Source organism: Nonomuraea sp. NPDC004580 (assembly GCF_040609855.1).
Taxonomy (GTDB): Bacteria; Actinomycetota; Actinomycetes; order Streptosporangiales; family Streptosporangiaceae; genus Nonomuraea; species Nonomuraea salmonea.
In genome coordinates this window covers 1-25,227 of sequence record NZ_JBEXLH010000085.1, presented here as the reverse complement: position 1 = coordinate 25,227, position 25,227 = coordinate 1, and the positions used below count along the sequence as shown (strand labels likewise).

The 25,227-nt window shown below is 72.1% G+C and carries 30 protein-coding genes; 20 read left to right on the top strand and 10 right to left on the bottom strand.

Going from position 1 to position 25,227, the window contains the following annotated elements; translation table 11 throughout:
- Window positions 1–5 precede the first annotated feature (5 nt).
- From ABZW11_RS42720 to ABZW11_RS42700, 5 genes are all read left to right on the top strand, one after another.
- Window positions 6–1,139 (top strand): aminotransferase class V-fold PLP-dependent enzyme, encoded by a 1,134-nt coding sequence (locus ABZW11_RS42720; protein ID WP_355431042.1) that lies wholly within the window; start codon window positions 6–8, stop codon window positions 1,137–1,139.
- 26 nt (window positions 1,140–1,165) lie between these two features.
- Window positions 1,166–2,554: an amino acid permease gene (locus ABZW11_RS42715; RefSeq protein ID WP_355431039.1), complete on the top strand. Its 1,389-nt coding sequence runs from the start codon at window positions 1,166–1,168 to the stop codon at window positions 2,552–2,554.
- A 71-nt stretch (window positions 2,555–2,625) separates the two neighbouring features.
- Entirely contained in the window at window positions 2,626–3,543 is a 918-nt protein-coding gene (locus tag ABZW11_RS42710) for a radical SAM protein (RefSeq protein ID WP_355431036.1), read from the top strand.
- 140 nt (window positions 3,544–3,683) lie between these two features.
- Entirely contained in the window at window positions 3,684–4,721 is a 1,038-nt protein-coding gene (locus ABZW11_RS42705) for a methyltransferase domain-containing protein (RefSeq protein WP_355431033.1), read from the top strand.
- Between the two features lie 191 nt (window positions 4,722–4,912).
- The gene (locus ABZW11_RS42700; RefSeq protein WP_355431030.1) at window positions 4,913–6,541 is read left to right on the top strand and encodes an ABC-F family ATP-binding cassette domain-containing protein; all 1,629 of its coding nucleotides are present in this window, start codon (window positions 4,913–4,915) and stop codon (window positions 6,539–6,541) included.
- A gap of 204 nt (window positions 6,542–6,745) precedes the next feature.
- On the opposite strand, the gene ABZW11_RS42695 is transcribed toward ABZW11_RS42700, so the two are convergent.
- A complete protein-coding gene (locus ABZW11_RS42695) occupies window positions 6,746–7,015 on the bottom strand; it encodes a hypothetical protein (RefSeq protein WP_355431027.1) in 270 nt (89 codons plus the stop codon).
- On the opposite strand from ABZW11_RS42695, the gene ABZW11_RS42690 reads away from it, so the two are divergent.
- The 3 genes from ABZW11_RS42690 (at window position 6,996) to ABZW11_RS42680 (ending at window position 9,567) form a co-directional block, all read left to right on the top strand.
- Complete coding sequence (locus ABZW11_RS42690) at window positions 6,996–7,247, top strand: hypothetical protein (RefSeq protein WP_355431024.1); 252 nt, start codon at window positions 6,996–6,998, stop codon at window positions 7,245–7,247. The genes ABZW11_RS42695 and ABZW11_RS42690 overlap by 20 nt on opposite strands.
- Window positions 7,248–7,398: 151 nt before the next feature.
- Window positions 7,399–7,926, top strand: a complete 528-nt coding sequence (locus tag ABZW11_RS42685) for a hypothetical protein (RefSeq protein ID WP_355431021.1) — start codon at window positions 7,399–7,401, stop codon at window positions 7,924–7,926.
- Window positions 7,927–7,932: 6 nt separating this feature from the next.
- Window positions 7,933–9,567: an SRPBCC family protein gene (locus ABZW11_RS42680; RefSeq protein WP_355431018.1), complete on the top strand. Its 1,635-nt coding sequence runs from the start codon at window positions 7,933–7,935 to the stop codon at window positions 9,565–9,567.
- A gap of 147 nt (window positions 9,568–9,714) precedes the next feature.
- Here ABZW11_RS42680 and ABZW11_RS42675 read toward each other — a convergent pair whose 3' ends face one another.
- Window positions 9,715–10,143, bottom strand: coding sequence for a glutaredoxin domain-containing protein (locus tag ABZW11_RS42675; RefSeq protein ID WP_355431015.1), 429 nt, complete (start codon window positions 10,141–10,143; stop codon window positions 9,715–9,717).
- Window positions 10,144–10,201: 58 nt separating this feature from the next.
- Window positions 10,202–10,597: a hypothetical protein gene (locus tag ABZW11_RS42670; RefSeq protein ID WP_355431012.1), complete on the bottom strand. Its 396-nt coding sequence runs from the start codon at window positions 10,595–10,597 to the stop codon at window positions 10,202–10,204.
- Window positions 10,598–10,800: 203 nt separating this feature from the next.
- Here ABZW11_RS42670 and ABZW11_RS42665 point away from each other — a divergent pair, with 203 nt between their 5' ends.
- The 4 genes from ABZW11_RS42665 to ABZW11_RS42650 all read left to right on the top strand — a co-directional run bounded on the left by ABZW11_RS42665 (window position 10,801) and on the right by ABZW11_RS42650 (window position 13,459).
- Complete coding sequence (locus tag ABZW11_RS42665; RefSeq protein WP_355431008.1) at window positions 10,801–11,148, top strand: hypothetical protein; 348 nt, start codon at window positions 10,801–10,803, stop codon at window positions 11,146–11,148.
- A gap of 106 nt (window positions 11,149–11,254) precedes the next feature.
- A complete protein-coding gene (locus tag ABZW11_RS42660) occupies window positions 11,255–12,211 on the top strand; it encodes an NAD-dependent epimerase/dehydratase family protein (RefSeq protein WP_355431005.1) in 957 nt (318 codons plus the stop codon).
- A gap of 425 nt (window positions 12,212–12,636) precedes the next feature.
- A complete protein-coding gene (locus ABZW11_RS42655; protein ID WP_355431002.1) occupies window positions 12,637–12,990 on the top strand; it encodes a cupin in 354 nt (117 codons plus the stop codon).
- A 49-nt stretch (window positions 12,991–13,039) separates the two neighbouring features.
- Window positions 13,040–13,459 (top strand): nuclear transport factor 2 family protein, encoded by a 420-nt coding sequence (locus tag ABZW11_RS42650; protein ID WP_355430999.1) that lies wholly within the window; start codon window positions 13,040–13,042, stop codon window positions 13,457–13,459.
- A gap of 202 nt (window positions 13,460–13,661) precedes the next feature.
- On the opposite strand, the gene ABZW11_RS42645 is transcribed toward ABZW11_RS42650, so the two are convergent.
- Both ABZW11_RS42645 and ABZW11_RS42640 read right to left on the bottom strand, forming a co-directional pair.
- On the bottom strand, window positions 13,662–14,291 hold the full coding sequence (locus ABZW11_RS42645) for an isochorismatase family cysteine hydrolase (RefSeq protein WP_355430996.1): 630 nt from the start codon (window positions 14,289–14,291) through the stop codon (window positions 13,662–13,664).
- Window positions 14,292–14,405: 114 nt separating this feature from the next.
- The gene (locus tag ABZW11_RS42640) at window positions 14,406–15,347 is read right to left on the bottom strand and encodes an aldo/keto reductase (RefSeq protein ID WP_355430993.1); all 942 of its coding nucleotides are present in this window, start codon (window positions 15,345–15,347) and stop codon (window positions 14,406–14,408) included.
- Window positions 15,348–15,437: 90 nt separating this feature from the next.
- Between ABZW11_RS42640 and ABZW11_RS42635 the strand changes: the two genes are divergently transcribed.
- From ABZW11_RS42635 to ABZW11_RS42625, 3 genes are all read left to right on the top strand, one after another.
- Entirely contained in the window at window positions 15,438–16,034 is a 597-nt protein-coding gene (locus ABZW11_RS42635) for a TetR/AcrR family transcriptional regulator (protein ID WP_355430990.1), read from the top strand.
- A 172-nt stretch (window positions 16,035–16,206) separates the two neighbouring features.
- Window positions 16,207–16,794 (top strand): helix-turn-helix domain-containing protein, encoded by a 588-nt coding sequence (locus ABZW11_RS42630; protein ID WP_355430987.1) that lies wholly within the window; start codon window positions 16,207–16,209, stop codon window positions 16,792–16,794.
- On the top strand, window positions 16,791–16,994 hold the full coding sequence (locus ABZW11_RS42625; RefSeq protein ID WP_355430983.1) for a hypothetical protein: 204 nt from the start codon (window positions 16,791–16,793) through the stop codon (window positions 16,992–16,994). The genes ABZW11_RS42630 and ABZW11_RS42625 overlap by 4 nt, the downstream gene beginning before the upstream one ends.
- Before the next feature lie 11 nt (window positions 16,995–17,005).
- Here ABZW11_RS42625 and ABZW11_RS42620 read toward each other — a convergent pair whose 3' ends face one another.
- Window positions 17,006–17,578, bottom strand: a complete 573-nt coding sequence (locus tag ABZW11_RS42620) for a TetR/AcrR family transcriptional regulator (protein ID WP_355430981.1) — start codon at window positions 17,576–17,578, stop codon at window positions 17,006–17,008.
- A gap of 144 nt (window positions 17,579–17,722) precedes the next feature.
- On the opposite strand from ABZW11_RS42620, the gene ABZW11_RS42615 reads away from it, so the two are divergent.
- Both ABZW11_RS42615 and ABZW11_RS42610 read left to right on the top strand, forming a co-directional pair.
- The gene (locus ABZW11_RS42615) at window positions 17,723–18,748 is read left to right on the top strand and encodes an aldo/keto reductase (RefSeq protein ID WP_355430979.1); all 1,026 of its coding nucleotides are present in this window, start codon (window positions 17,723–17,725) and stop codon (window positions 18,746–18,748) included.
- A gap of 32 nt (window positions 18,749–18,780) precedes the next feature.
- The gene (locus tag ABZW11_RS42610) at window positions 18,781–19,623 is read left to right on the top strand and encodes an LLM class flavin-dependent oxidoreductase (protein ID WP_355430977.1); all 843 of its coding nucleotides are present in this window, start codon (window positions 18,781–18,783) and stop codon (window positions 19,621–19,623) included.
- Window positions 19,624–19,627: 4 nt separating this feature from the next.
- Here the strand turns inward: ABZW11_RS42610 and ABZW11_RS42605 are convergent, their stop codons facing one another.
- Both ABZW11_RS42605 and ABZW11_RS42600 read right to left on the bottom strand, forming a co-directional pair.
- Window positions 19,628–21,019, bottom strand: coding sequence for a HAMP domain-containing sensor histidine kinase (locus tag ABZW11_RS42605; protein WP_355430974.1), 1,392 nt, complete (start codon window positions 21,017–21,019; stop codon window positions 19,628–19,630).
- Between the two features lie 106 nt (window positions 21,020–21,125).
- Window positions 21,126–21,470 (bottom strand): amidohydrolase family protein, encoded by a 345-nt coding sequence (locus ABZW11_RS42600; protein WP_355430971.1) that lies wholly within the window; start codon window positions 21,468–21,470, stop codon window positions 21,126–21,128.
- Here ABZW11_RS42600 and ABZW11_RS42595 point away from each other — a divergent pair.
- The gene (locus tag ABZW11_RS42595; protein ID WP_355430968.1) at window positions 21,447–22,235 is read left to right on the top strand and encodes a helix-turn-helix domain-containing protein; all 789 of its coding nucleotides are present in this window, start codon (window positions 21,447–21,449) and stop codon (window positions 22,233–22,235) included. The two genes, ABZW11_RS42600 and ABZW11_RS42595, sit on opposite strands and share 24 nt — an antisense overlap.
- A 31-nt stretch (window positions 22,236–22,266) precedes the next feature.
- On the opposite strand, the gene ABZW11_RS42590 is transcribed toward ABZW11_RS42595, so the two are convergent.
- Window positions 22,267–22,683, bottom strand: a complete 417-nt coding sequence (locus ABZW11_RS42590; RefSeq protein WP_355430965.1) for an SPW repeat protein — start codon at window positions 22,681–22,683, stop codon at window positions 22,267–22,269.
- Between the two features lie 143 nt (window positions 22,684–22,826).
- On the opposite strand from ABZW11_RS42590, the gene ABZW11_RS42585 reads away from it, so the two are divergent.
- Window positions 22,827–23,867 (top strand): iron-containing redox enzyme family protein, encoded by a 1,041-nt coding sequence (locus ABZW11_RS42585; protein WP_355430962.1) that lies wholly within the window; start codon window positions 22,827–22,829, stop codon window positions 23,865–23,867.
- A gap of 20 nt (window positions 23,868–23,887) precedes the next feature.
- On the opposite strand, the gene ABZW11_RS42580 is transcribed toward ABZW11_RS42585, so the two are convergent.
- Complete coding sequence (locus tag ABZW11_RS42580) at window positions 23,888–24,625, bottom strand: class I SAM-dependent methyltransferase (RefSeq protein ID WP_355430959.1); 738 nt, start codon at window positions 24,623–24,625, stop codon at window positions 23,888–23,890.
- A 180-nt stretch (window positions 24,626–24,805) separates the two neighbouring features.
- Between ABZW11_RS42580 and ABZW11_RS42575 the strand changes: the two genes are divergently transcribed.
- The coding region (locus tag ABZW11_RS42575) for a hypothetical protein (RefSeq protein ID WP_355430957.1) at window positions 24,806–25,227 on the top strand (422 nt) is incomplete at its 3' end.

The following is a 25,227-nucleotide window of genomic DNA, read 5'->3' as shown; positions in this document are numbered from 1 at the left end:
CCGAAATGTCACACCTCTTGAGCTCCACCCAGTTCCGCGCCGAGTTCCCGTCCCTGGACGGCTCCGTGCACCTCGCGAGCTGCAGCCAGGGCGCGCTGTCGTCGCGGCTGGCGTACGCGCTGCAGGAGATCGGCCACTCGCTGCGCGAGGAGGGCGCCCCCTGGGGGACCTGGATGGGGCAGGTCGAGCGGGCCAGGGAGCGGTTCGCCCGGCTGATCGGCGCGGAGCCCGGCGAGGTGGCCGTGCTGTCGTGCGCGTCGGAGGCCGCGTTCCAGGCCGCCTCCTCGCTCGACTGGGCGCGGCGGCCCGGCATCGTCACGACCGACCTGGAGTTCCCGTCGATCGCGCACGTCTGGCTGGCCCAGCAGCAGCGCGGCGCCCAGGTCAGGGTGGTGGCCGACAGCGGTGAGCAGGTGGCGGCGGAGGCGTACGAGGAGCTGATCGACGGCAGCGCCGGCCTGGTGTCGGTGCCGCTGCACACCTACCGCAACGGCGCCCGCCTGCCGGTCGAGGACGTCGTGCGGCTGGCGCACGAGCAGGGCGCCCGGGTCTTCGTGGACGCCTATCAGGGCGCCGGGGTCACCCCGATCGACGTGCGCCGGCTCGGCTGCGACTACCTGGCGTCCGGCTCGCTCAAATACCTGCTCGGCCTGCCCGGCATCGCCTTCCTCTACGTGCGCGGCGGGCTGGAGCAGCAGCGCGCGCCCGAGCTGACCGGCTGGTTCGGCCGTACGCAGCCGTTCGCGTTCGACCCTCGCCTGCTCGACTTCCCCGGCGACGCCCGCCGCTTCGAGACCGGCACGCCGCCCATCCCGTCCGCTTACGCGGCCAACGCCGGCTTCGACCTCATCGAGCGGATCGACCTGCACGACGTGCGGCGGCACGTGTCCGAACTGGTGGACGAGCTGGCCGAACGGCTGACGGCGGAGGGCGTGAAGGTGGCCTCGCCCGCCGGTGCGCGCGGCCCGCAGGTGGCCATCGCCGACGACGCCCCCGACCGGCTGGCCGCCGCGCTGGCCGAGCGGCGCATCTGGACGGCGCCCCGCGGCGACCTGCTGCGGCTGTCGTTCCACTACTACAACGACCGCTCCGACGTGGACGCGGCCGTCGCAGCCATCAGCTCCTACCGCAGGAGCTGACCACCCCCTTCATCGAGAGGTACGCCGTGGACGAGAACGCATCCGGCCTGCAACGCCGGCTGACCGGGCGCCAGCTCACCATGATCGGGCTGGGCGGGGCCATCGGCACCGGGCTCTTCCTCGGCTCCAGCCTGGCGATCTCGCAGGCGGGCCCGGCGACGATCGTCGCGTACGTCATCTGCGCCGCGGTCGCCCTGGTGATCGGCTGGTCGCTGGCCGAGATGGTGGTGGTGCACCCTGAGGCGGGCGCGTTCGGGGTGATCGCGCATCGCTATCTGGGGCCGTGGGCCGGGTTCGTGGTCCGGTGGACGTACTGGACGATCCAGGTCATCGCGATCGGCGGCGAGGTCATCGCGGCCGGGATCTACGTACAGTTCTGGCGGCCGTCGCTGCCGCTGTGGCTGCCCGTCGCGGTCTTCTCGGTGGTCGTGCTGGGGGTGAACGCGGCCGCCGTCCGGCTGTTCGGCGAGATCGAGTACTGGTTCGCGATGATCAAAGTGGTCGCGATCATCGTGTTCATCCTGCTCGGCCTGGTGCTGGTGACGGTCGGCCTGCCCAGCGCCGACGCCACCGGCCTGACCAACCTCACCGCCCACGACGGCTTCCTGCCCAACGGGATGAGCGGCCTGTTCCTCGCCATGGTGTTCGTCCTGTTCAGCTACATCGGCACGGAGGTCGTCTCGGTGACCGCCGCCGAGTCGGAGAACCCCGTACGCGACATCCCCCGAGCCGCCCGCCGCATGATCACCCGGCTCGCCCTCTTCTACGTGGTCGCCATCGCGATCGTGCTCACCGTGGTGCCGTGGACCACCACGGCCCAGGGCGGCTCGGTCACCGAAAGCCCGTTCGTCACCGTCTTCTCCGCCGCCGGAGTGCCCGCGGCGGCGACGGTGATGAACTTCGTCGTCCTGACCGCCGCCCTGTCCAGCGCCAACACCAACCTCTACCTGACCACCCGCATGATGCACTCCCTGGCCGCCAACGGCTACGCCCCCCGCTGGACCGGCCGCCTGAGCGCCGCCGGCGTCCCCCGCAACGCCCTCGCCCTGTCGGCGCTCGGCCTGGCGCTCGCGGCAGGCGTGTCGGCGGCCAGCGAAAGCGGCGCCTACCTGGCGTTGTTCGGCGTCTCGGTCTTCGGCGCCCTGGTGGTCTGGCTCCTCATCCTCGCCACCCACCACGCCTTCCGCCGCACCCGCACCGCCCAGGGCCTGCCACCCTCCCCGGTCCGTCTGTGGGGCGCGCCGGTCACATCGGGCGTGGTGATGCTGTTCCTGGCCGCGGTGATCATCTCCACCCTGTTCATCGAGCCCCTGCGACCGGCATGGTGGGCAGGCATCCCGTTCTTCATCGTCGTCAGCATCGCGTACGCGGTAACCTCCCGCCGCACCCACTCGGACGCGACCCGGACCGGATGAAGGTATTTCCACAAGCGACCGGCGACTCCATTTCGAGAGTGAACAATCACTCTCAGTGAGGAGTCGCCACGATGCCCCCCGTTCCCGGCCTGGACCCCGTATGGTTCCTCGAGCTCGAGGTCACCACGGCCTGCCAGCTCAAGTGCCGCCACTGCTACAACAGCTCGTCCCCCGCGGGCACCCACGGCACCATGACCCGCGGCGACTGGGAGCACCTGCTCGACAGCGCCCCTGCCGCCGGCGTCCGCCGCGTCCAGCTCATCGGCGGCGAACCGTCCATGCACCCGCACTTTCTGCCGTTGGCCCACCACGCCCTGAGCGTCGGCCTGGAGTTGCAGGTGTTCTCGAACCTGTACTGCGTCACGCCGGCCCTGTGGGCGCTGTACCGCGAGCCGCGCGTCACCCTGGCCACGTCCTACTACAGCGACCGGCCGGAGCTCCACGACCAGGTCACCGGCCGTCCCGGTTCCCATCGGCGGACGCGGGCCGCGATCAGCGTCGCACTGGACTCCGGCATCCCGCTCAAGGTCGCGGTCGTCGAGACGTTCGAAGGGCAGCGCGCTCATGAGGCGCACGCCGAGATGGCCGCGCTCGGCGTGCGCAACCTCGCCCCCGTCGACCGGATGCGCGGCATCGGCCGCGCCATCGAAGGTGAACCCTTCAGCGCGCATGTCAACGAGCTGTGCGGCCAGTGCGGCGACGGCCGCGCCGCCGTCTCGGCTCACGGGGACGTCACCATGTGCGTCATGGCCAGGTTCCTGCCCCCGGCCGGGAACGTCCGCGACACCCCGCTCGGCGAGATCCTGCACGGGCCATATTGGAACGCTCTCCTGCCGCTGGTGCCGCGCCGCGGTGACAAGCCGCCCTGCGCGCCGATTTCGGAGTGCCCGCCGGCGTCGGACGGCAACGACTGCCCGCCCGCGAGCACCGAGTGCGAAGGCAACGCGCTCGTGCCGCCCGTCGCCAGGACCGCAGGCGGTGACCGGTGAGTACGCACACCGGGCGGCTCAGGGAGGAGGGATACTGCCTCATGGGCTGGAGGGAGTTCGCGGGCCGGCTTGCCGCTGAGGTGGCGCCGCCGAGGTCGCGGTGGCGGGGTGCGGTGGGGAGCACTCCGCGTCATCCGTTCGTGCCTCGCTGGTGGGCCAGGACGCCCGAAGGGTGGCGGCTGCGCGTCGGTGCCGACGATCCCGGGGCGTGGCATCGTGCCGCCTATCGTGATTGGACGCTGGTCACCCAGGTCGGTGACGTGCACGCCGACCGCGCCGGCCCCGGCGCTGTCCTGCAGGGGTCGGCGACGTCGTCGTCCACGCTGCCCGGGCTGCTCGTGCAGATGTTCCGGCACGCTTGTCTCGACGGCTCGTCGACCGTGCTGGACGTCGGCACCGGCACCGGTTACGGCACCGCCCTGCTGTGTCACCGGCTCGGCGACATCCGCGTCACGGCGATCGACGTGGACCCCTACCTGACGGCGGCCGCCGAAGAGCGGCTGCACGAGCACGGCTTCCGACCTCGGCTGCTGACCGCCGACGCCACCGGTCCGATCGACTGGGAGGGGGACCGGATCGTCGCCACGGTGGCCGTCCGGCCGATCCCGGCGTCGTGGCTGGCCGCGTTGACGCCGGACGGCAGGCTGGTGACCACGATCGCCGGGACGAGCCTGATCGTCACGGCCGACAAGCAGCCGGGCGGCGGCGCCGTCGGCCGGGTCGAGCACGACCGGGCCGCGTTCATGCGCAGCCGGGCCGGCGTGGACCACCTGGCGCGGGACTGGTCAGTGCTCGAGCGTGCCCGCGTCGAGGACGGCGAGCAGATCGAAGGGAGCCCGTACCCGGTGATGGACGTGGTCGGCGGGTGGGACGTCGCGACCATGCTGGAGCTCGCCGCGCCCGGCATCGAGCACCGCTTCATCACCGGCGGCGATGGTGCCGACCGGGTCGCGCTCATGGCCCACGGCGACGGGTCGTGGGCCCGCGCCGAGGAGCGCGACGGCGAGGTGACCGTCCATCAGGGCGGTCCGCGCCGCCTGTACGACCTGCTCGACCAGGTGCGCGAGCACTGGCTGAGAGCCGGCGGGCTGCCGGTCCGAGGCGCCACCGCGACGATCAGCCCCGAGGGGGAGATCACGCTCCGGCGCGGCACCTGGACGGCGACCATCGGCCGGTGACCGGCCTCCTGAACGCCGTCCTCCCGACGACATCGGGTAGAGTGCCGGGCATGCATCTGTACTTCCTCTGAGGACGACGCGGCTCGCCCCGCCCGCCAACGGGCGCGGCTTGAGCGCTTCCGCGTCAGCTCTCACCTTTCAGGTCCCCGCGCCGCCGCGTGCCGCGCCGGGGCCTGCTTCCCGGAGGAAGTATGTCCATCGACATCGTGCTGCCCGCCCGTGCGCGGGCGCAGCTCAACGCCACCGGCCTGCACCTCGCCCGTGGTGGCCGGCCCGTCCTGTCCGGCGTGGACGTGACCGTCTCGGCGGGCGACCGGCTCGGCGTGGTCGGCGAGAACGGCCGTGGCAAGACCACTCTGCTGCAGGTGCTCGCGGGCACGCTCGCGCCCGACGCGGGCACCGTGCACCGCGTCGGCACCATAGGGGTGGCCGACCAGGAGATGCCGGTCGGCGACGACCGTACCGTCGGCGATCTCATCGACGCCGAGCTCGCTCAGGTCCGCGCGGCGCTGCGGGCCTTCGAGTCGGCCACGCTCGCGCTCGCGGAGGAACGGCCGGGCGCCGAGCAGGCGTACGCCACGGCTCTGGAGGCCGCCGAGTCGCTCGGCGCGTGGGACGCCGACCGGCGGGTCGACGTCGCGCTCGCCGCGCTGAACGCCGTGAGCGACCGGACGAGGCCGCTCGCCGGGCTGTCCGTCGGGCAGCGTTATCGGATCCGGCTGGCCTGCCTGCTCGGCGCCGGGCACGACCTGCTGCTGCTCGACGAGCCCACCAACCACCTCGACGCCGCCGGACTCGGCCATCTGACCGCCGCGCTGCGCGCCCATCCGGGCGGGCTGGTGCTGGTCAGCCATGACCGGGCGCTGCTGTCTGACGTGGTGACCACCGTGCTCGACCTCGACCCGACCAGCGACGGGCGGCCGCGCACCTATGGCGGCGGGTATGCCGGTTACCGCGAGGGCCGCACGGCGGAACGCGAGCGGTGGGAGACGGCGTACCGTGACCAGCAGCTCGAACGCCGGCGGCTGGCGCAGGACCTGTCCGAGGCACAGAACCGGCTGGTCACCGGCTGGCGTCCGGACAAGGGCACCGGCAAGCACACCCGCGCCACGCGGGCCCCGGCTCTGGTCCGCGCCGTGCATCGGCGGCAGGAGGCGCTGGAGGCGCAGGTGCTCGACGTACCGGTGCCGCCGCTGCGCTTCTCGATGCCGCACCTGGACGCCCCGCCCGGCGTCGCGCTGCTGCAAACCGCCGAGGTGACGCTCGATCCCCGGCTCACCACGCCGCAGTCCCTGCTGCTGCGGGCCCGTGACCGCCTGGTGGTCACCGGGCCGAACGGCTCCGGCAAGTCGACCCTGATGCGGCTGCTCGCCGGTGAGCTGGTCCCCGGCTCCGGGACCGTGCAGCGCGGGCGGGGCGTGCGGGTCGGGCTGCTCGGCCAGGAGTCCCCGCCGCCGTCCCGGCTGCGGGCTTTCGAGGTGTACGAAGCCGCGGTCGGCCGGCTGGTCACCTCACAACGCCTTGCCGAGGCCGACACGGTCGGGCTCGGACGGCTCGGGCTGCTGCCCGCCGAGGCGGTGCACCGGCCGGTCACCGAGCTGTCGGTCGGGCAGCAGCGGCGGCTCGACCTGGCGATCCTGCTGGCCGGGCGGCCTCACGTGGTGCTGCTCGACGAGCCCACCAATCACCTGTCCATGGCTCTGGTGGAGGAACTGACCCAGGCGCTCGCCGGTACGGGCGCCGCCGTCGTCCTGGCCACCCACGATCGGCAGCTCCTGCGCGACACGGCCGCCTGGCCCCGCCTCCACCTGGACGGGTAGAGCCGGGGACCCCTCCCGGGGCGGGGTGGTTAGCGTGACGAGACGCGTACGGAGAGGAGACGATGCCACCATGGCCCCAACCCACCCCCCGGCCTTTCCGCTCCCCGCCCCACCCCCGCTCAGCCCGTCCACGCCCACGGCACCTGTGCCCATGGTGCCTGGGCCCGTCGCCCCTCCCCTACCGGCCCGGTGTGGGCGGGTGCGTCACGTACTGGCGGGGTGCGTGCTGGTGGGTGTGGTGGCGGGGTGCGGGGCGGCGGAGCCGCCGACCGCTGCCGCTCCCGCGAGCACGCCGGCCACCACCGCCCCGACCTCCGCTCCCCCGACCTCCACTCCTGAGGCGTCCACCACCCCGAGCGTGAGCCCCACGCCCTCGCCGTCGGCCTCCCCCACGAAGAAGCGCAAGGCCACCAGCCGGGTGAGGGACTGCTTCGACGGCGACTGCCTGCTGCGGGTGTCGAGACCGGTCACCATCCGCCTCAACGCGAAGAAGTTCTACTACCGCCAATTCCACATCCTGGACGTCGGCAAGAGCTCCATCACGTACCTGGTGGATTATCCGCATGGTGGCGGCGCGCAGGCGACCCTGGGCAAGGGCGGCACTTCGAGCTTCGGGTTCCGCAAGCGGCCGACCGTGGAGGTGAGCCTGGTCTCCGTGAAGAAGGGCAGGGCGCTGGTGTCGATCACGGCGGGCAAGCCCTCCTGACCTGGGGCGGCACCGGTCGCCATCTCCAAAATGTGCTCAAGTTTCGCCTGATATCAGGTTCTTTGTCCCCTTTGAGGGCAGACGGCGGGCGATGTCCCTCGCTTGCACAGACGCGGCCTCGGGGAAGGAAAACTTGATCATGGCGAACAAGATGCGAATCGCTTGTGCCCTGCTCGCCGGGTACTACCTAGGGCGACGGCGCAAGTTGCGCACGGCGGCCGTTCTCGTGGCGGCCGGGCTGGCCGGGAAGGCGTCCGGGAACAGCGGCGGGCTGCTGTCCCAAGGGCTCAAGACTCTGGGCTCGTCGGCCGACCTGGGCAAGTTGACCGAGCAGCTCAGTGGCGGTCTGCTGGAGGCGGGTAAGGCCGCGACCAGCAGGCAGATCGACTCGCTGAGCGACAAGCTGCACGAACGCGCCGAATCGCTCAGGTCGCCGGGGGACGCCGAGGGCTCGGAGGAGCCCTCCGAGGCGACGGGCGACACCGCCTCCTCCAACGGCTCCCCCCAGAACGGAGCCTCACACGAGCCCCAGAACGGGGCCACGCACGAGGCGCAGAACGGGGCCGAGAGCGGGGCCGAGAGCGGGAACGGCAACCGGAACGAGGCCGAGCGGGAGCCCGCCGGACCGGAGCGAGCGCGGCGGTCCCGTGCCATCCGGCGGACCTCCATGCGGAGGTGAGCACAGGTGGCTGAGGAAAACGCGAGACGGCGCACGAGCGCGGCCCGTCCCACGGTGCGGCGGGTGACACCTACGGCAGGAGAGGCCGCCGGCGCGGGCAAACGAGCAGCCAGCAGCCTCGGCAAGGCCGCCGGCGCGGCGAAACGGGGCACCGGCGCCGCGAAGGACACCACCGACCAGGTCACGGGCACGGCGGCAGGCGCGGGCTCGAAGGCGACCGGCACGGCGAAGCGCGCCACGGGCACGGCCACCGGCACCGCGAAGCGGACGGCAGGCACCGCCACAGGCGCCGCTTCGGGCGCCGCGAAGGGGGCCGGAGGCGCAGCCGAAGGTGTCACCGGCGCGGCGAAGGCAGCGAGCGGAGCGACCGAGGGGGTCGCCAAGGGTGCGGGCGGAGCAGCCGAAGGAGTCACCGATACCGCCAAGGGAGCCGGCGGCGTCACCGGTGCCGCCAAGGGGGTGACGGGTGTCGCCAAAGGAGCCGCGGGTGCTGCCAAGGGGGTCGCGGGCACGGCGGCGGGCGCGGTCAAGGGGGTCGGCAAGGAGTTCCTCGCCGCCCTGCCGACCGACCGGCTCGCCGGCGAGGCACGCAACCTCATGCACGCCGCGATCGGACGCGTGGTCTCGGCGGCGGGCAACAAGGTGGAGAACCTCACCGGCCGCCTGACCGACTACGCGGAGCACGGCGGCGGCAAGGGCCTGGTAGGCGCGCTGACCGGCTCGGGCGGTTCGGGCGGCTCCGGCGGCTCGGGCAGCTCAGACGATTCCGGTGACTCGGGAGGCGGCGGCAGCGTCCTGGGCGGCGTGTTGAAGGGCGGCTTCAAGGGCGGCCTGAAGAGCATCATGCAGAAGATCACCGGAGGCGGTAAGGGCGGTAAGCGCGGCTTCGAGAAGGTCACCAACATCGTCGAGACGATCGACGTGGGTGCGCCGCGCCGCCTGGTGTACGACCAGTGGACGCAGTTCCAGGACTTCCCGACCTTCATGAAGAAGGTGCAGACGGTCAAGCAGGAGTCCGACGAGAAGCTGGCCTGGAAGGCGCAGGTCTTCTGGTCGCACAGGAGCTGGACCTCGCAGATCATCGAGCAGATCCCCGACCAGCGCGTCATCTGGCGCTCGGAGGGGCCGAAGGGTCATGTGGACGGCGCGGTGACGTTCCATGAGCTGAGCGACGACCTCACCCGGGTGCTGGTGGTGCTGGAGTACCACCCGCAGGGCCTGTTCGAGCGGACCGGCAACCTGTGGCGGGCGCAGGGCCGTCGCGTACGGCTGGAGCTCAAGCACTTCCGCCGCCACGTCATGTCGCACCTGCTGCTGCACCCGGAGGACGTCGGCGAGGGCTGGCGCGGCGAGATCCGCGACGGCGAGGTGGTCAAGGACCACGAGACGGCGATGGAGGAGGAACGCGCCGCCGAAGAGGAGGAAGAGGGGGTCGAAGAGGAAGAGGGCGAGGAGCCGGAGGAGAACGAGGAGGAGGAAGGCGAAGAGCCCGAGGAGGGCGAGGAATCCGAAGAGGAGGAAGAGGGCGAGGAGCCCGAAGAGGAGCCCGCAGAGGAGGAGGAAGAGGAGCCCGAAGAGCAGGAAGAGGGCGAGGAGCCCGAAGGGGAGGAAGAGGAAGAGGGCGAGCAGCCAGGCCGTTGACAGGCGCCCGGCCCGAGCACGGAGCGGAGGCGAAGCGACCCGTGCCACGGCTGGACGACCGGTCCGAGCCACACCCATCAACGTGCCCGCCCCCGGCTCAGCGGCCCGGGGACGGGCACTCGGCTGTGCCCGAGGCCCAGCTGCGGCTCAACGCAACCGGTCACGCAGCCACTTCGGGTCGGGGTTGACGTGCGGCTCTCCCGCCAGCACCACGGTCGGCACCGTCTCGTCGCCGCCGGTGATCGCGCGGACCGCCGCCGCGCCCTCCGGGTCACGCCAGATGTCCACCCAGTACGCCCGCCGCGCGGCACGCCCCAGCCGGAGCCTGAGCCGCATGCAGTAGCGGCAGCCCGGCCGCCAGTAGACGACCGCCCGCCCGTCGGCGGCGCTGCGCCGCCGCGCCTCCTCGGCATCGACCGGCCTGGGGAACGCCAGCGGCGACAGCAGGAGGCCGAGCAGCGCGTACACCACGAGCACCACCGTCGCCAGTACCAGGTCGGCTCTCGTGACCTGCCAGGCGGCGATCGCCACTCCTAACGCCAGGAGCAGGCCCGGCACCTTCCATCTGCGGCTCACGGTTGAGCAAGCTATCGGAGCGCCCGCCGCGCCGATGTCCCGGCCCCGCCAGGGCGTGTCAGCCGGAGGGCCACCTCGAAGTGCCGGAGAGGTCGGCGAGCGCGTCCTCCACGGTGCCGGCCGCCTCGATCTCACCGCCGTCGTCGTCGGACGCCCGGGCGGCGGACTTCCCGTACACCACGATCATGCGCCCCTCCGACACCCTGGCGTGCCGCGCGGCCGAGCGCAGGATGTCGCGCCCGTGCTCGTCGATCGCCCCGAGCGAGCGCAGGTCCACCGCGAGCAGCGGCGGTATCCGCGCCACCAGCGCGTTGACCAGGTATTGCTGCAGAACCAGGCACGCCACCCCCTCCAGCCGCCCGGTCAGGGACAGCAGGACGACCTGCCCGTGCCTGTCGAGCCGGATGTCGAAGTCCGGATCGCTCTCGTGGATGCCAGGTTCGGAGGGGTGCATGGGCGGATCCCGGTGAGACGACGGCATGACAGGTCTACGCCGACCAGACTTCCCGGCTCACCTGCTGCGACCATAACATTCCATTGCTCAATGCAACGATCCGGCGGCGCGGACCGTGACCTGAACGAAGCGCAAGCCCCCGCCTCCACCGCACTACCCTGGGCCTCGGGGACGGCGGCACCGTCCTCAGGACGGACGGAGGGATGGCCGAGATGATCGAGAGCGACCCGCACATCCACGTCGATCGCAAGGTGCTGCAGGCCGGCGCCGACTTCCGCAACGTGCTCGCCTCGATGCTGGGCCGCGCCCCTGACGCGCCGTCCGAGGTCACCACCGGCTGCGGCCTCAAGGTGCCGTACGCGATGACCTCGCCCCACCCCGAACGCGTCACCTGCCTGCCCTGCCGCGAACACGCCCACCGCGAACACCTGAACTTCGCCGACCAGGTCGAACGCCTCGGCCGCCACCCCGGCACCGCCCTCCCAGCCGACCGGACGGCCGAAGCGGCTCAGTGGGCCCGCGACCGCGCCCAGAAATTCGCCTCCGGCTGAACCCCCAGCCCCGCCCCCGCACCCGGCGGCGACGGTGGATGGGGAGCGTTGCGCTGGGAGTGAAGCCGGGCGGTCCTGACGCTCGCGGTGGGTCAGGATGAGGGGCATGCGAACACTTGTTTTGGGCGGCACGAGGTTCCTGTCCAAGGAGATCGCGCGGCAGGCGCGTGATCGCGGGCACGAGGTGGTGTGCGCGGCGCGCGGGCAGGCGGGTGACCCGCCGCCCGGGGTGGAGTTCGTCCGGGTCGATCGCTCGGAGGACGGCGGGCTGGCTCCCCTGGAGGGGTCGTTCGACCTGGTCATCGACGTCGCCAGGCATCCGAGCCAGGTGCGCAGGGCGGTCGATGAGCTGGCGGGCCGCGCCGGTCACTGGACGCTGGTGTCCACCCTCAGCGTCTACCCCGACACCCGCGAAGCCACCTCCGTGCTGCACGAGCCGCTGGCGTCCGACGCCGACGAGAACGACGTGGCCAACTACGGGCCGGCGAAGGTGACGTGCGAGCAGATCGTCGGCGACGCGGCGCTCATCGTCCGCGCCGGGCTGATCGTGGGCCCGGAGGATGTGTCCGACCGGTTCACCTACTGGGTCGACCGGCTGGCGCGCGGCGGGCGGGTGCTGGCGCCGGGCTCTCCCGGCGACCTGGTGCAGCTCGTGGACGTACGCGACCTCGCCGCCTGGACGCTCGACGCCGCCGAGAAGGGGCTCACCGGGCCGTATGACGCGGTCTCCAGCCCGTTGCCGAGGGGCGAGCTGCTCGCGGGCATCGCAGAAGGGCTGTCGGTGCAGCCTGAGCTGGTCTGGGCCGGGCAGGAGTTCCTCGCCGAGCACGACGTGAACGCCTGGATGGGGCCGCGTTCTCTGCCGCTGTGGGTGCCGCTGCCGGAATACGCCGGCTTCATGGCCCGCGACGTCTCGGCCGTCCTGGCCGCCGGCCTGCACATCCGCCCGGTCGCCGACACGGCCCGCGACACCCTCACCTGGCTGCGCGACTCCGGCCACACGGTGACCCGCTCCGGCCTCACCCCCGAAGAGGAGGCCGCACTCCTCCGCCTCCTCGGCTGACCTCCACTCCACATGATCGAGCAACACCTGCCCACCCCTCCCCCGCCGGCGTGCCCATTGCCTGGATGACGGGTGCGCCGAACGGCGCGGGAAGCCGGAAGGATCCGCGACGGATGGCGGGCGACCGGTCGCCGATGGATCGTCAGGATGGCGGCATGAGCCGAGAACCGGAGACGTCCGTCCCGCTGATCGCCCAGCACGACATGAGCGGCCCGCTCACCGCCCATGAAACCCGACCGGAAGCACAAGGGGCACGAGCGAAGGTCCGACCGGCCAGAGGGGATGTGCCAGAAACCTGGGCGGATGGGCGGCGGGCCGCGCATCGGGCGCCTGGGGGCGGGCGGGAAGCGCCGGGGGCGCCTGGGAGCCGGCGGAAAGCGCCGGCCGCGTCCGGGCTGCGCGACGAGGGTGGCGTCCCCGCGGCGGTGACGCCGTTCGACCTGCTGATGTCGATCGTTCTCCTGAGCGCGAGCGGCGAGATCCACGCGGGCCGGAGCGCGGATCGGGACGGCTGGCGGCTGCGGGTCTTCCACGCGAAGACCGCCACGGACGTGCACGGCGGCCACTGGAAGCGTCATCCGGAGGCCGACGAGCTCGTCTCCTGCATCGTCGGCAAGATCCGCCTCTATTTGCGCGGGGAAGGGCGGGGTGAGGAGGAGGTCAAGCTGTGCGCGGGCACCGCGGCGATCGTCCCGCGCGGCCGGTGCCACCGCATCGCCCTGGACATCCCGAGCACCATCCTGACCGCCGCTCTCCCACCCCCCAACCGCCTGGCATGACCTCGCAGGTAATCGACATACGCAGGCGTGGGGCGGGAGGATGATCGGCATGAGCGAAGACACCCGTGACGTCGTGACCGAATTGCTGACGAGGATGGCCAAGGGGGACCACGAGCGTACGGCGGAGTTGTTCGCCGAACCGGTGGACTGGCGGCTCTCCTGGCCGGATGAGGGGCATCCGGCGGTGCCGTGGATCCGGCCGCGGTCGAGCCGGGCCGAGGTGGCGGACCACTTCCGTTCGCTCGAAGCTCACCACGTGCCCGAGCTGAACGGCACGTCGGTGGAGCGCATCCTGGTGGACGGGCCGCATGCGGTGGTGCTGGGGGTGATCGCGCAGACCGTACGGGGCGGCGGTCCGGCGTACACGTCGCCGTTCGCGCTGCATCTGACCGTCGAGGACGGGCTGATCACCCGCTACCACATCTACGAGGACAGCCTGACGGTCACCCGCGCCCTTGACGGCGCCTGACCGCCCTGGACGCCTGAGTTCGACGCACTGACGCCCGGCTGCGGCGCCTGGGCAGGGCGTGCGAGCGCGGCCCTCGCCAGGACCTCCCGCCCCCGTGGTGCCCGGCCGGGTTCCCCTCGCCGAGGGCCGGGCCGGCGCGGCGGCCAGGGCCTCGACGCCGTGCGGTTCGCCGCCCCACTCTGCCGCCCACTCTGCCGCCCGGTCAGGCCGCGGTCACCCCGAAAGCGGCCACCAGCTCGTCCGTGGCGAGGATGGCGTGGGCGAACGTGGGGCCGTTCAGCTCGTGGGCGGCGTGCATCATCTCGGGGCTGAACGCCGCCGTCGCGTCGCGCACCAGCGTGACGTGGTAGCCGAGCTCCATGGCGAAGCGGCCGGTCGACTCCAGGCAGGTGTTGGCGAGCACCCCGATCAGCACGACGTGGCTGATGCCGTGCTGCTTGAGCTGGAAGTCGAGGTCGGTGTTGGCGAAGCCGCTCTGCGCCCAGTGCTCGTGGACGACGATGTCGCCCGGCCGGGGCCCCAGGTCGGGGTGGAACTCCCCGCCCCACGTCCCGCGCGCGAACGAATGCCGCTCCATGATGCCGCGCTGGGTCGGGTTGGGGTGGTCCCAGCTCTCGTAGTCGCCGGGCTGCCAGCGGCGGTGCGGCACGATCAGCACCTGTACGCCGGCCCCGCGCGCGGCGGCGGTCACCGTGCGCAGGTGGTCCACCAGCCCCACCCTCGTGGCCACGGGTGCGAGCCTGGGCCACAGCTTGCCGCCTTCAGACAGGAAGTCGTTGTACGGGTCCACCAGCAGGACCGCCGTGCGGCGGGGATCGTAGGTGCGGCTCACGGCGTGCTCCTCCGCGTACAAGGGGGGCGGCGCAACAGCCCGCACCTACCCCGCTGACCCGCACGTCCGCCTCCCGTGCGGGTCAGCGTCGCGCCAAACCCCCTTGACCCGCGATCAGCCGAGCAGGATGTCCGTGGTCTGCGACGGTACGGCGTCCAGCGCGGCGAGCGTCTCCTCGTCGAAGGCGATGGCGCCGGCGGCCACGTTCTCCTCCAGGTGGGCCGCCGTCGCGGTGCCGGGGATGAGCAGCACGTTCGGCGCGTGCCGCAGCAGCCAGGCCAGGCCGATCTGGGACGGAGTGCGCCCGAGCTTCCCGGCGGCCTCGGTCACGGCCGGCTGCTCCACCACCTTGGGCATGCCGGGGAACGCGCCCCCGAGCGGGAAGTACGGCACCCACGCGATGCCCTCGGCGGCGCAGAGCGCGAGCATCTCCTCGAAGTCCCGGCCGACGAGGCTGTAGGCGTTCTGCACGCAGGCGATGCCGGCCGGGAGGGCCCGGCGCAGCACGTCGAGTGAGACGGCGCTCAGCCCGATCGCGCCGATCTTGCCCTGGTCGCGCAGCTCGGTCATCACCGCGAGCTGGTCGTCGAGGTCCACCACCTGGGGGCCGGTGGCGCGGATGCCGGGGCCGACGTCGAGCCTGCGCAGGTTCACGACGGGGATGTGGTCGAGGCCGAGCGACTTCAGATTCTCCTCGACGCTCGCCCGCAGTTCCTCGGGACGCTGGGCGGGGCGCAGCGGCAGCGGGCCGCCGGGGTCGCTGACGGCGCCCACCTTGCTGACGATCACCACGCCGTCCTCGGGGCGCAGCGCCTCGCGGAGCACGTCGTTGACGAAGCCGGCGCCGTAGAAGTCGGCGGTGTCGACGTGGTCGATGCCCAGCTCGACGGCGCGGCGCAGCAGGGCGACGGCGGCGGCGCGGTCGTCGTGCAGGCGTTCGAGCTGCATGGCGCCGTAGCCGACGCGGGAGACGGTAAGGTCACCGAGCAGGCCGGGACCGCCGGGGCGCGGAGCTCCGGTGGCCGTGACGTCGGAGGAAGAGGTGCCAGTGGACATCGGGAGTACACCGTCCTTCAGACAATGACGACAGAAAGCGGAGGACCCTCCGCCACGAATGACCCTAGCACTATCGGAGGTGCCTCCGCTTTGGCTTCCCCGAGTTCTTCCGAATCTCCCGCCGCCGGGCGGCCCGTTCGCGCGCACGCGCGGCGCAACCGCGAGAACCTGCTCGCCGTCGCCCGCTCCGCCTTCGCCACCGCCGACGGGCCCGTCTCGCTCGAAGGCATCGCCAAGCAGGCCGGGGTCGGCATCGGCACGCTCTATCGCCACTTCCCCACCAGGGAGGCGCTGGTCGAGGCCGTCTACTCGGCCGAGCTCGACGACGTGACCGGCTGCGTGCCCGACCTGCTGGCCGAGCATCCGCCCGAGGTCGCGATGCGGATGTGGATGGAACGCTACGGCGCGTTCGTCTCGACCAAGCGGGCCATGCTCGACACGCTGCGCACCGGCTGGGTCTCCGGGCGGCTCGCCACGCCCACCACCAGGGAACGCATCACCGCCGCGATCGGCGCGATCCTGGAGAGCGGGGCGCGGGCGGGCACGCTGCGAGCTGACGTCGAGGCCGACGACGTCACCTCGATGATTCTCGGGGTGTTCCTGTCCACGGCGGCCGGCGACACGTGGGAGCGCATGGACCGCCTGTTCGACCTCCTCCTGGACGCCCTCCAGCCCCGCCAGGGATAGCCGCCGTCTCGGCGGGCGTGGGTTCAGCCCCGCTCCGCGCCGGGGGGCGTCCGTACGCGTCCAGCAGCGCCACTTCATCAGCGACGCCGATGAGGGCCCGAGAAGGGCCAGATAAGAAAGGAAATTGCGCAAAATCCTTGCGCAATTTTCTTGGTGTATCTACCGTGAAGGTATGGCCAGGAAGAACGTACGCCGCGTCAAGGATCTAGAGACGGTCAAGGCGCTCGGGCATCCGCTGCGCATGCGCCTCTACCGGGCGCTGATGGTGACCCAGCGCGCCACCGCCTCGCAGCTCGCCGACCAGGTGGACGAGGCGGTGTCGCTGGTCAGCTATCACCTGCGCAAGCTGGCCGCGCACGGGCTCATCGAGGAGTCCGAGCAGGGCAGTGCCGACGGGCGCGAGCGCTGGTGGCAGGCGGCGGTCAGCGGGGTCAGCACCGAGGACGTCGACTTCAGGGACGCCCCCGAGAGCGAGGGCGCCTACGTCGCACTGTCCAGGCTGGCGGCCAGGCAGCGCCACGAGCTGTACCAGAGCTACCTCGACACCAAGTCCGCCTGGCCCGACGAGTGGCGTGACGCCTCGTTCAACTCCGAGTACCTGCTCTCGCTCACCCCTCAGGAGCTCGTCGGGCTCAGGACGGAGATGAACGAGCTGCTCAAGAAGTGGGAGGCGCGCAGTGACGCCGCCCGCGAGGCCGGCGAGCGCGAGGGCCGCGAGCACGTCGCCGTGCACACCGCGGGCTTCCCGTTCCGCCCGTGACGACGACCCCGGAGGTCGCGATGCATCCAGACCTGCTGTACGTAGAGCGAGTACGCGCCCGCGAACTACGCCAGGAAGCCGAGCGGCACCGCCTGGCCGGGTCGCCCTCCGCCACCGGAGCCCTGGAGGAGCGGCTCGGGTGGGTGCTCGTGCGCGCGGGCCTGCGGCTGCTGGAGCGCCACGCGCCCGCCCCCTACTGATCCACCGCCGGTCAGCGGACGCGCAGGCCGGCGATGAGGAGGGCGACCATGCGGCGGGCGTCGTAGGCGCCCTCCTTGCCGGCGCCGATGCAGAGGTTGCCGACGCCGCGCATGAAGCTGAGGGCGTCCATGCCGGGCTCGATCTGGCCGGCGTCGGCGGCGGCCGCCAGCAGGCGGGCGCAGACCGGGACGAGCCGGTCGATGAAGTACGCGTGCAGCGACTGGAACGAGGCGTCCTCCGACTGCATCGCCTCGGCCAGGCCGTGCTTGGTGACCAGGAAGTCCACGAAGAGGTTGATCCAGTTCGCCAGCGCGTCGTACGGCGTGGGCCCGGCCTCCAGCAGTTCGGGCCCCGCCGCCGCGCACGCCTCCACCTGGTGCCGGTAGACGGCCACGATGAGGTCGGCGCGCGTCGGGAAGTGCCGGTAGATGGTGCCGACGCCGACCCCCGCCCTGGCGGCGATCTCGCGTACGGGCACGTCGACCCCTGAGGCGACGAAGGCCGCGGCGGCCGCGTCGAGCAGCGCCTTCTCGTTCCGTCTCGCGTCGGCCCGCTTCTTCGGGGCTGCCTGTGACCCGGCCACTGTGCCGCTACCTCCACCACGCCGTTGGACAAACGGAACAGCGTTCCGTATGGTGTTTAGCGGAACGCGGATCCGCTTTCAGGATGCCAGAAGCGCGGCCGCCGGACAAAGCCGCCGCGCACGTGGAGGAGACATGGAGGAGACATGACCATGCAGTACCGCACCCTGGGCCGCACCGGCGTCCAGGTCAGCACGCTCGCGCTCGGCGCGATGAACTTCGGGGCCATCGGCCGCACCACCCAGGACGAGGCCACCGCCATCATCGACGCCGCGCTGGCGGCCGGCGTCAACGTCATCGACACCGCCGACTGGTACAGCGGCGGCGAGTCGGAGGAGATCGTCGGCAAGGCCATCGCCGGCCGCCGCGACGACGTCGTGCTGGCCACCAAGGCCACCATGCCGATGAGCGAGGCGCCCAACCACCAGGGCGGCTCGCGCCGCTGGATCGTCAGGGCGCTGGACGACAGCCTGCGCCGCCTCGGCGTCGACCACGTCGACCTGTACCAGATGCACCGGTGGGACCCCACGACCAGCGACGAGGAGACGCTGTCGGCGCTCACCGACCTGCAGCGGGCGGGCAAGATCCGCTACTTCGGCAGCTCGACGTTCCCCGCGTACCGGATCGTGCAGGCCCAGTGGGCCGCCCGCGAGCACCACCTCAGCCGATACGTCACCGAGCAGCCCAGCTACTCGATCCTGCAGCGCGGCATCGAGGCCGACGTCCTGCCCGTCGCGCAGGAGTACGGGCTCGGCGTGCTGGTGTGGAGCCCGCTGGCCTCGGGCTGGCTGTCGGGCGCGATCCGCGCGGGCCGCGCGGCGGACACCCACCGCTCGTCGGTGCTGCCGGAGCGCTTCGACCCGGCGCTGCCGTACAACAGGACCCGTCTGGAGGCCGTCGAGCGGCTGGCCGGGGTCGCCGACGCGGCGGGGCTGACGCTGATCCAGCTCGCGCTCGGCTTCGTGACCGCGCACCCCGGCGTGACCGGCGCGCTCATCGGCCCGCGCACGATGGAGCACCTGAAGGCGCAGCTCGACGCGGCGCAGACCGTGCTGTCGCAGGACGTCCTGGACGCCATCGACGAGATCGTCGCGCCGGGCACCGACCTGGCCGCGCACGAGAAGTTCGACACCCCGCCGGCGCTGCTCGACCCGGCCCTGCGACGCCGATGAGCAGCCCCGGAGGCCGGACGCGGTTCGGCATCATGACCGCTCCCATGCAGGTCGGCTACGAGGACGTCCTGCGGGTCTGGCAGGAGGCCGACGGCGTGCCGGAGATCGAGCACGCCTGGCTGTTCGACCACCTGCTGCCCATCCAGGGCGACATCGGCGGGCCGATCCACGAGGGCTGGACGCTGCTGTCGGCACTCGCCGCCCAGACCCACCGGCTGCGCCTCGGCCTGCTGGTGACCAGCAACAGGTTCCGCCCGCCGGCCGTCCTGGCCAGGATCGCCGCGACCGTGGACATCGTGTCGGGCGGCCGGCTCGACTTCGGCATCGGCGCGGGCTCGCGGCCCGACCATCCCCTGGCCCGCCGCGAGTACGAGGCGCACGGCCTGCCCTTCCACGACTTCCGTCACTCCGTGGAGAGCCTGGCCGAGGCGTGCACGGTGATCCGGCGGATGTGGAGCGAGAGCGAGCCGTTCGACTTCCACGGCTCGCACGTCACGCTGACCGGGGCGTACTGCAATCCGAAGCCCGTGCAGCGCCCGCACCCGCCGATCCTGCTCGGCGGGCGTTCAGCGGCGCTGCTGCGGGTGGCCGCCGAGCACGCCGACCTGTGGAACATCCCGGGCGGCGACATCGACGACGTCGTCCGCCGCAGCGCCCTGCTCGACCGCTGTTGCGAGGAGATCGGCCGCGACCCGGCCGCGATCACCCGCTCGATCCACCTGCCGGTCTCCTACGACCGGCCCGGCGCCACCAGGCAGGCCATCGGCGAGGCGGTGGCCGCGGGCTTCCACCACGTGGTGCTCGGGCTGCCGGCGCCGTACCCGGAGAAGGTGGCCCGCTGGGTGGCGGACGAGCTGATCACGCCCTCGCTCTGACGGCTCAGCCGGGTTCGTGCTCGCCGGCCAGCGGCAGCCGCAGGACGAAGCAGGTGCCGCGCGGGCCGTCCTCGATGGTCAGGTCGCCCTCGTGCGCCTGGGCGATCGCGCGGGAGATGGCCAGGCCGAGCCCGCTGCCCGCGGGGTCGCGCTTCCGGCCGGCGGCCAGCCGGACGAAGGGCTGGAAGACCTGCTCGCGCTCCTCGGGCGCGATGCCCTCGCCGTCGTCCCAGACGGTCAGCACGGCCTCGTCGCCCTTACGGGCGACACTCACCTCGATCGCGCTGCGGGCGTGCCGCTGGGCGTTGACCAGCAGGTTCGTCAGCACCTCCGTGAGCTGGGTCCTGTTGCCCCACACGCGGGGCGAGTCGTGGACGACCAGCAGGGGCCGATAGGGGCCCGGCAGACTCCCGGCCTCCTCGCGGACGAGGTGGCCCAGGTCGACCCGCTCGGCCTGCTGCGGCGACGACGTGCGGATCCGGGTGAGCAGCAGCATCTCGTCGATGATCCGCTGGAGGCGGTCCACGCCGCCGAGCGCCCCCCTGATCGTCTCCTCCCGGTCGGCGTCGGGGTACGTCACCGCCTCCTCCAGCCGCATGCGCAGCCCGGCCAGCGGGGTGCGCAGCTCGTGGGAGACCATCGAGGAGTAGTGGCGCTGCTGGCTGACCGCCTCCTGGAGCCTGGCCAGGGTCCTGTTCACGGTACGCGCGAGCGAGGCGATCGCGTCGTCGCCCGGCGGCGCCGGCACCCGCAGGCCGAGGTCGGTGACGGTGATCTCGGCGATCCTGGCCCGCATCTCCTCGACCGGGCGCAGCGTGCGGCGGATGAGGAGGGCGGCCAGGCCGGTCAGCAGCGCGGTGCCGGTGAGGACGGCGGCGGCCAGGCCCAGCTCCAGGTCCCAGCCGGCCAGGAGGGCGGGCTCGGGGCGGCCGGCGTACACGATGTGGGAGGCGCCGCCCCACAGCTCCTCCTCCTGCGGCGACGGCCGGTAGGCGGTGAACATGACGCAGCCGTCCCGCGTGCACTCCTTGCCGTGCTGGATGCGGTCGTCGGAGTTCGGCCACAGGGTGCTCATGGGCGGTCGGCCCTCGGCTTCGCGGCTGGCCTGCACGACGTGGCCGGTGGCGTCCACGAGCTGGAACAGGCTGACCTCGGGCGTGGTCACGGGCTGCGGGGTCGAGGTGCCCATGGCGCCGATCCACTCGGTGGCCGCGCGCTGGGTGCTCTCGTATACCTCGCGCTCGATCCTGTCGCGCACGAACAGGTCCACGGCGCCGGCGACCCCGGTGAGGCTCGCCAGCGACAGCAGAGCGGTCACCAGGACGAGGCGGGCCTGCACGGAGAGGCGGCCGGGGCGCGGGAGCCCCAGCGCCAGGGGCCCCGGACGATGGGGCATCGCCACCTCCCCGCTCGCCTCACTCCTCAGTGGCCATGCTTCCAACTACGGGTTCATGGGGAGCCAATGGCTCCGCAAGCGCCGGGTCATAGGTGTCGATATCGGGTCAACGCACGTCGTGCACCAGCCGCCCGCTCACCGCCGTGGCGATCACCGTGATGTCCCTGATCGTGGCGGGATCGACGGCGAGCAGGTCGTCGGAGAGCACCGCGAAGTCCGCCAGTCTGCCCCGGCCGAGCGTGCCCTTGAGGTGCTCCTCGTGCACCGCGTACGCCGAGCCCTCGGTGTACGCGCGCAGCGCCTGCTCGGGCGTCAGCGCCTCCTCCGGGCCCAACGGCCGCCCGCTCGCCGTGACCTGGTTGACCAGGTCGTGGATGCCGCAGCGGCGCCCGACGACGTCCCGGCGCTGCTCGAAGGGGCCGACCTGGTGTGGGAGGCGGTCGAGCAGCACAACACCGGCCTCATGACCGGCTACCAGCGGGCCGTGCTGGAGATGGGCAGGCAGCAGGAGGACGAGCGGCGCACGTGGTTCGCCCGGCTGATGGACAACGACGGGCGCAACCCCGACGTGGTCCGCGACGTGGGGCGGGTGCTCGGCTTCGAGGTGCCCGCTCCGTTCGTGGCCGTCGTGGCGGCGCCCGCGTCGGGGGCGGCGCTTCGGGTGGCGGCGGGCGGGATGAGCGGGCTCGGGCTGCGTACGCACCGTCACGAGTCCCCGTCGGGCGACATCCTCGTCGTGCAACTGCCCTCCCGGGTGCCCGACCCCGAACGCCTGGTGCTCGACGCGCTCGCGCACGTGGCGTGCGGCCTGTCGCCGCGGGTGACGGGGCTGGCCCGGGTGCCCCACGCGGTGCGCCTGGCCTCGGCCACGGTCCGGGCCGGCGGCGCGGCGCCCGCGGGGCCGATGCGGCTGGAGGACCGGTGGCTGGAGGTGTTCGTCGCGCACAGCCCCGAGCTGGCCGCCGAGCTGGCCGAGCGGGTGCTGGGCCCGCTGGAGTCGATCGGCGCGGTGGAGCGGGAGCGGCTGCTGGAGACCGTACGCGTGCATCTGGCGGGCGACGGCTCGATCGCCGACACGGCCGCGGCGCTCTACTGCCACCGCAACACCGTCCAGCACCGCTTCGCCCGCTTCCGTGAGCTGACCGGCCGCGACGTGCGCGTGCCGGGGGACGCCGCCGTGGTGGCGCTGGCGCTGCGCGTCCGGGTGAGCGTATGAGAAGGGCCGGTCACACGGGCCGGCCCTGGTCTCATCGCCTCCTCGTCATGCTCATGCCGAGCGCGACCAGGCCGCAGATGAGGATGATCGCGCCGACGATCACGTTGGTGGTGATCGTGGTCGGCGTGTCCGCCTCTCCCCTGATCAGCCAGGGCGCCAGGATGGTCCACAGCCCGATGAGGGGCGCGACCCACGCGATCCCGTGCGTGCGCCCGTACGCCGAGCTGAAGCCCAGCGCCAGCACGGCCACGGCCAGCCCCGTGACCAGGTTGTTCATGGTCAATGACGTTATGCCGGTGAATCCGATGATCCACGGCGACAGCGCCAGGAACAGCCCGGCCACCAGGGTCAGCCCGTCCGCCAGCTGAACGGCCGGCTTGGCCGCGGCCATCTCGTACTTCTCGCGCATGCTGATGATGTCGGGATGCCGCTCCATTTCACGGGTCATCAGGGACATCACCTCCCCCGTGGCGAGCGGCGGGAGCCCTTCCCGTCGCCGCTCCCCACTACCCGGATTGGGGCCGGTCATACCTGCGGTTTGCCTGGTCAGAGGGTGGGAAACGACAAGGAGCCGACAGGAGGGGGGCGCTCGTGACAGCGGTCGACGCCATCGGGGGACACGCCCGTGAGAGAACCGGCGGGCCGGCGCCCGCGCTGCCCGCGCCGCGCGGGCCCGTCACCGCGCTGCTGTTCCGCCGCCTGGCCGGGGCGCCCGACGGACGGGCGCTGCACCTCGACGTGGCCGGCGCCGACCTCGGCGACGCCGACTTCCAGCTCGCCCTGTTCGCCTGCTACGAGCTGCACTACCGGGGGTTCGCCGGGGTGGACGAGCGCTGGGAGTGGGATCCCGCGCTGCTGGCCGCCCGAGCCGTGCTGGAACGGCACTTCGAGGAGCTGCTGGCGCGCGAGGTCGCCGTACCTCCTCTGGAGGGGCCGCGGGATGTGCGGCGGGTGCTCACCGCGCTCGCCGCGGACGATCGCGGGCCGTCGGTGTCGGCGTTCCTGGCGCAGCGGGCCGGCCGCGAGCAGTTCCGCGAGTTCGTCGTGCACCGCTCGATCTACCACCTCAAGGAGGCCGACCCGCACACGTGGGCGATCCCGCGCCTGGCGGGCGGGCCCAAGGCGGCGCTGGTGGAGATCCAGGCCGACGAGTACGGCGGCGGCCGCACGGAACGCATGCACTCCGAGCTGTTCCGCGCCACCATGCGCGGGCTCGGCCTCGACGACTCCTACGGCGCCTACCTCGGCCGCGTCCCCGGCATCACGCTGGCCATCTCGAACGCCATGTCGCTGTTCGGCCTGCACCGGCGGCTGCGCGGCGCCCTCGCCGGGCACCTGGCGGCGCTGGAGATGACGTCCTCGCTGCCCAACCGGCGCTACGCTCAGGGGCTGCGGCGGCTCGGCGGCGACGCCGGGACCGCGCGCTTCTACGACGAGCATGTCCAGGCGGACGCCGTGCACGAGCAGATCGCCGCCCACGACCTGTGCGCCACCCTGGCCGCCGACGAGCCCGCCCTCGCCGGTGACATCGTCTTCGGCGCGGCGTGCGCGCTGGAGCTGGAGCGGTTGTGGGCGGGGTACGTGCTCACGCGCTGGGAGCGCGGCGACACCTCACTGTCCCGGTTCCCCTGACCCGGACCACCACGCGTTTCTCAGCCGGGCAGGCGGTACACCGACACGTGGTTGGTGCTGTCGTCGGTGTAGGGGGCGCGGGCCCAGTCGGCCCAGCGGTGCTCGCGTTCCATCCCCGCCAGCTGCGCCATCAGGTCCAGCTCGGCGGGCCAGGCGTAGCGGTGGTTGGCGGGCAGGAGGCGGACGCCGTCGGCGGTGAGCCGTACCTTGGTGGTGGCCATGAGCTGCTCGGCGGGCGAGATGCGGGCGGCCTCGGCGAGCACGACGTCCTCGCTCAGCGACAGCAGCCGCAGCGCGGAGCCGCGGCGGAAGGCGCCGGGGTCGGGCACCCACGCCTCCACCACGAACCTGCCGCCCGGCCGCAGGTGCGCGGCGGCGTTGCGGAAGCAGGCGACCTGGGCGGCCTGCGAGGGCAGCGCGTAGATGGTGTTCGTGGTGAGCGCCACCAGCGCGTACTCGCCCTCGACCCGCGTCACCGAGAAATCGCCCACGGTGACCGGGATGTTCTCGCCGCCCGGCTTGTCGCGCAGGATCTCCACCATCTCGGGCGAGCCGTCGATGCCGGCCACCTGGTGCCCCCGCTCGGCCATCGGCACCGCCAGCCGGCCCGTCCCGATGCCGAACTCCAGCACGGAACCGCCTTCGGCGAGCAGGCACAGCTGCTCGACGGTCGCCTCGGTCGGCAGGTTCCCGACGGTGACGTCGTAGATGTCGGCGATGCCGCGCCCGTACGCGGCCGGGTCGAACGCCGTCGTCATCGCCGCTCCCCCGCCCGGTCCCCGCCCGTCACACTCTGCTCACGTAGCTTCACGGCGGCAGTGCTACCCCGCAGGTCAGCGATCATTCCGGCATACCGCCGTGCCTCACGGGAACGTGGGGGAAATGTCGCAATACGGGGATGACGGGGACGATGTGGCCGCCGCGGTGACCGTGACGCCGTGCGAGGACGGGCCGCTGCTGGTCAGGGGGCCGTTCCGGCTCTTTTTTTTACTGCGGAAGCGGAAGCGGAAAATACGGAAGCGGAAAATACGGAAGCGGAAAATACGGAAGCGGAAAATACGGAAACGCGCGGGAACATACAAAATATACCTTTCTCACACAAGAAATATATGCTACTTGCAAAATATCATACCAAAAAACTTTTCACAACCGAAACCAAAACCAACGGATATCATACATTACACTACCACCATTCAAACTTTACTACTATCCTCCCTTCAGTTTCCCTTTTTCTGCCTTTTTCGGTGACGGAAATACGCTTCAGAGCCGCCGAGCTCGGCTGCGCCTCCGCCGACGGCCTGCACCACATGTCCGACGAGGACATCGCGATCATGTCGCGCTACGGCGTCCCCGCCGTCGT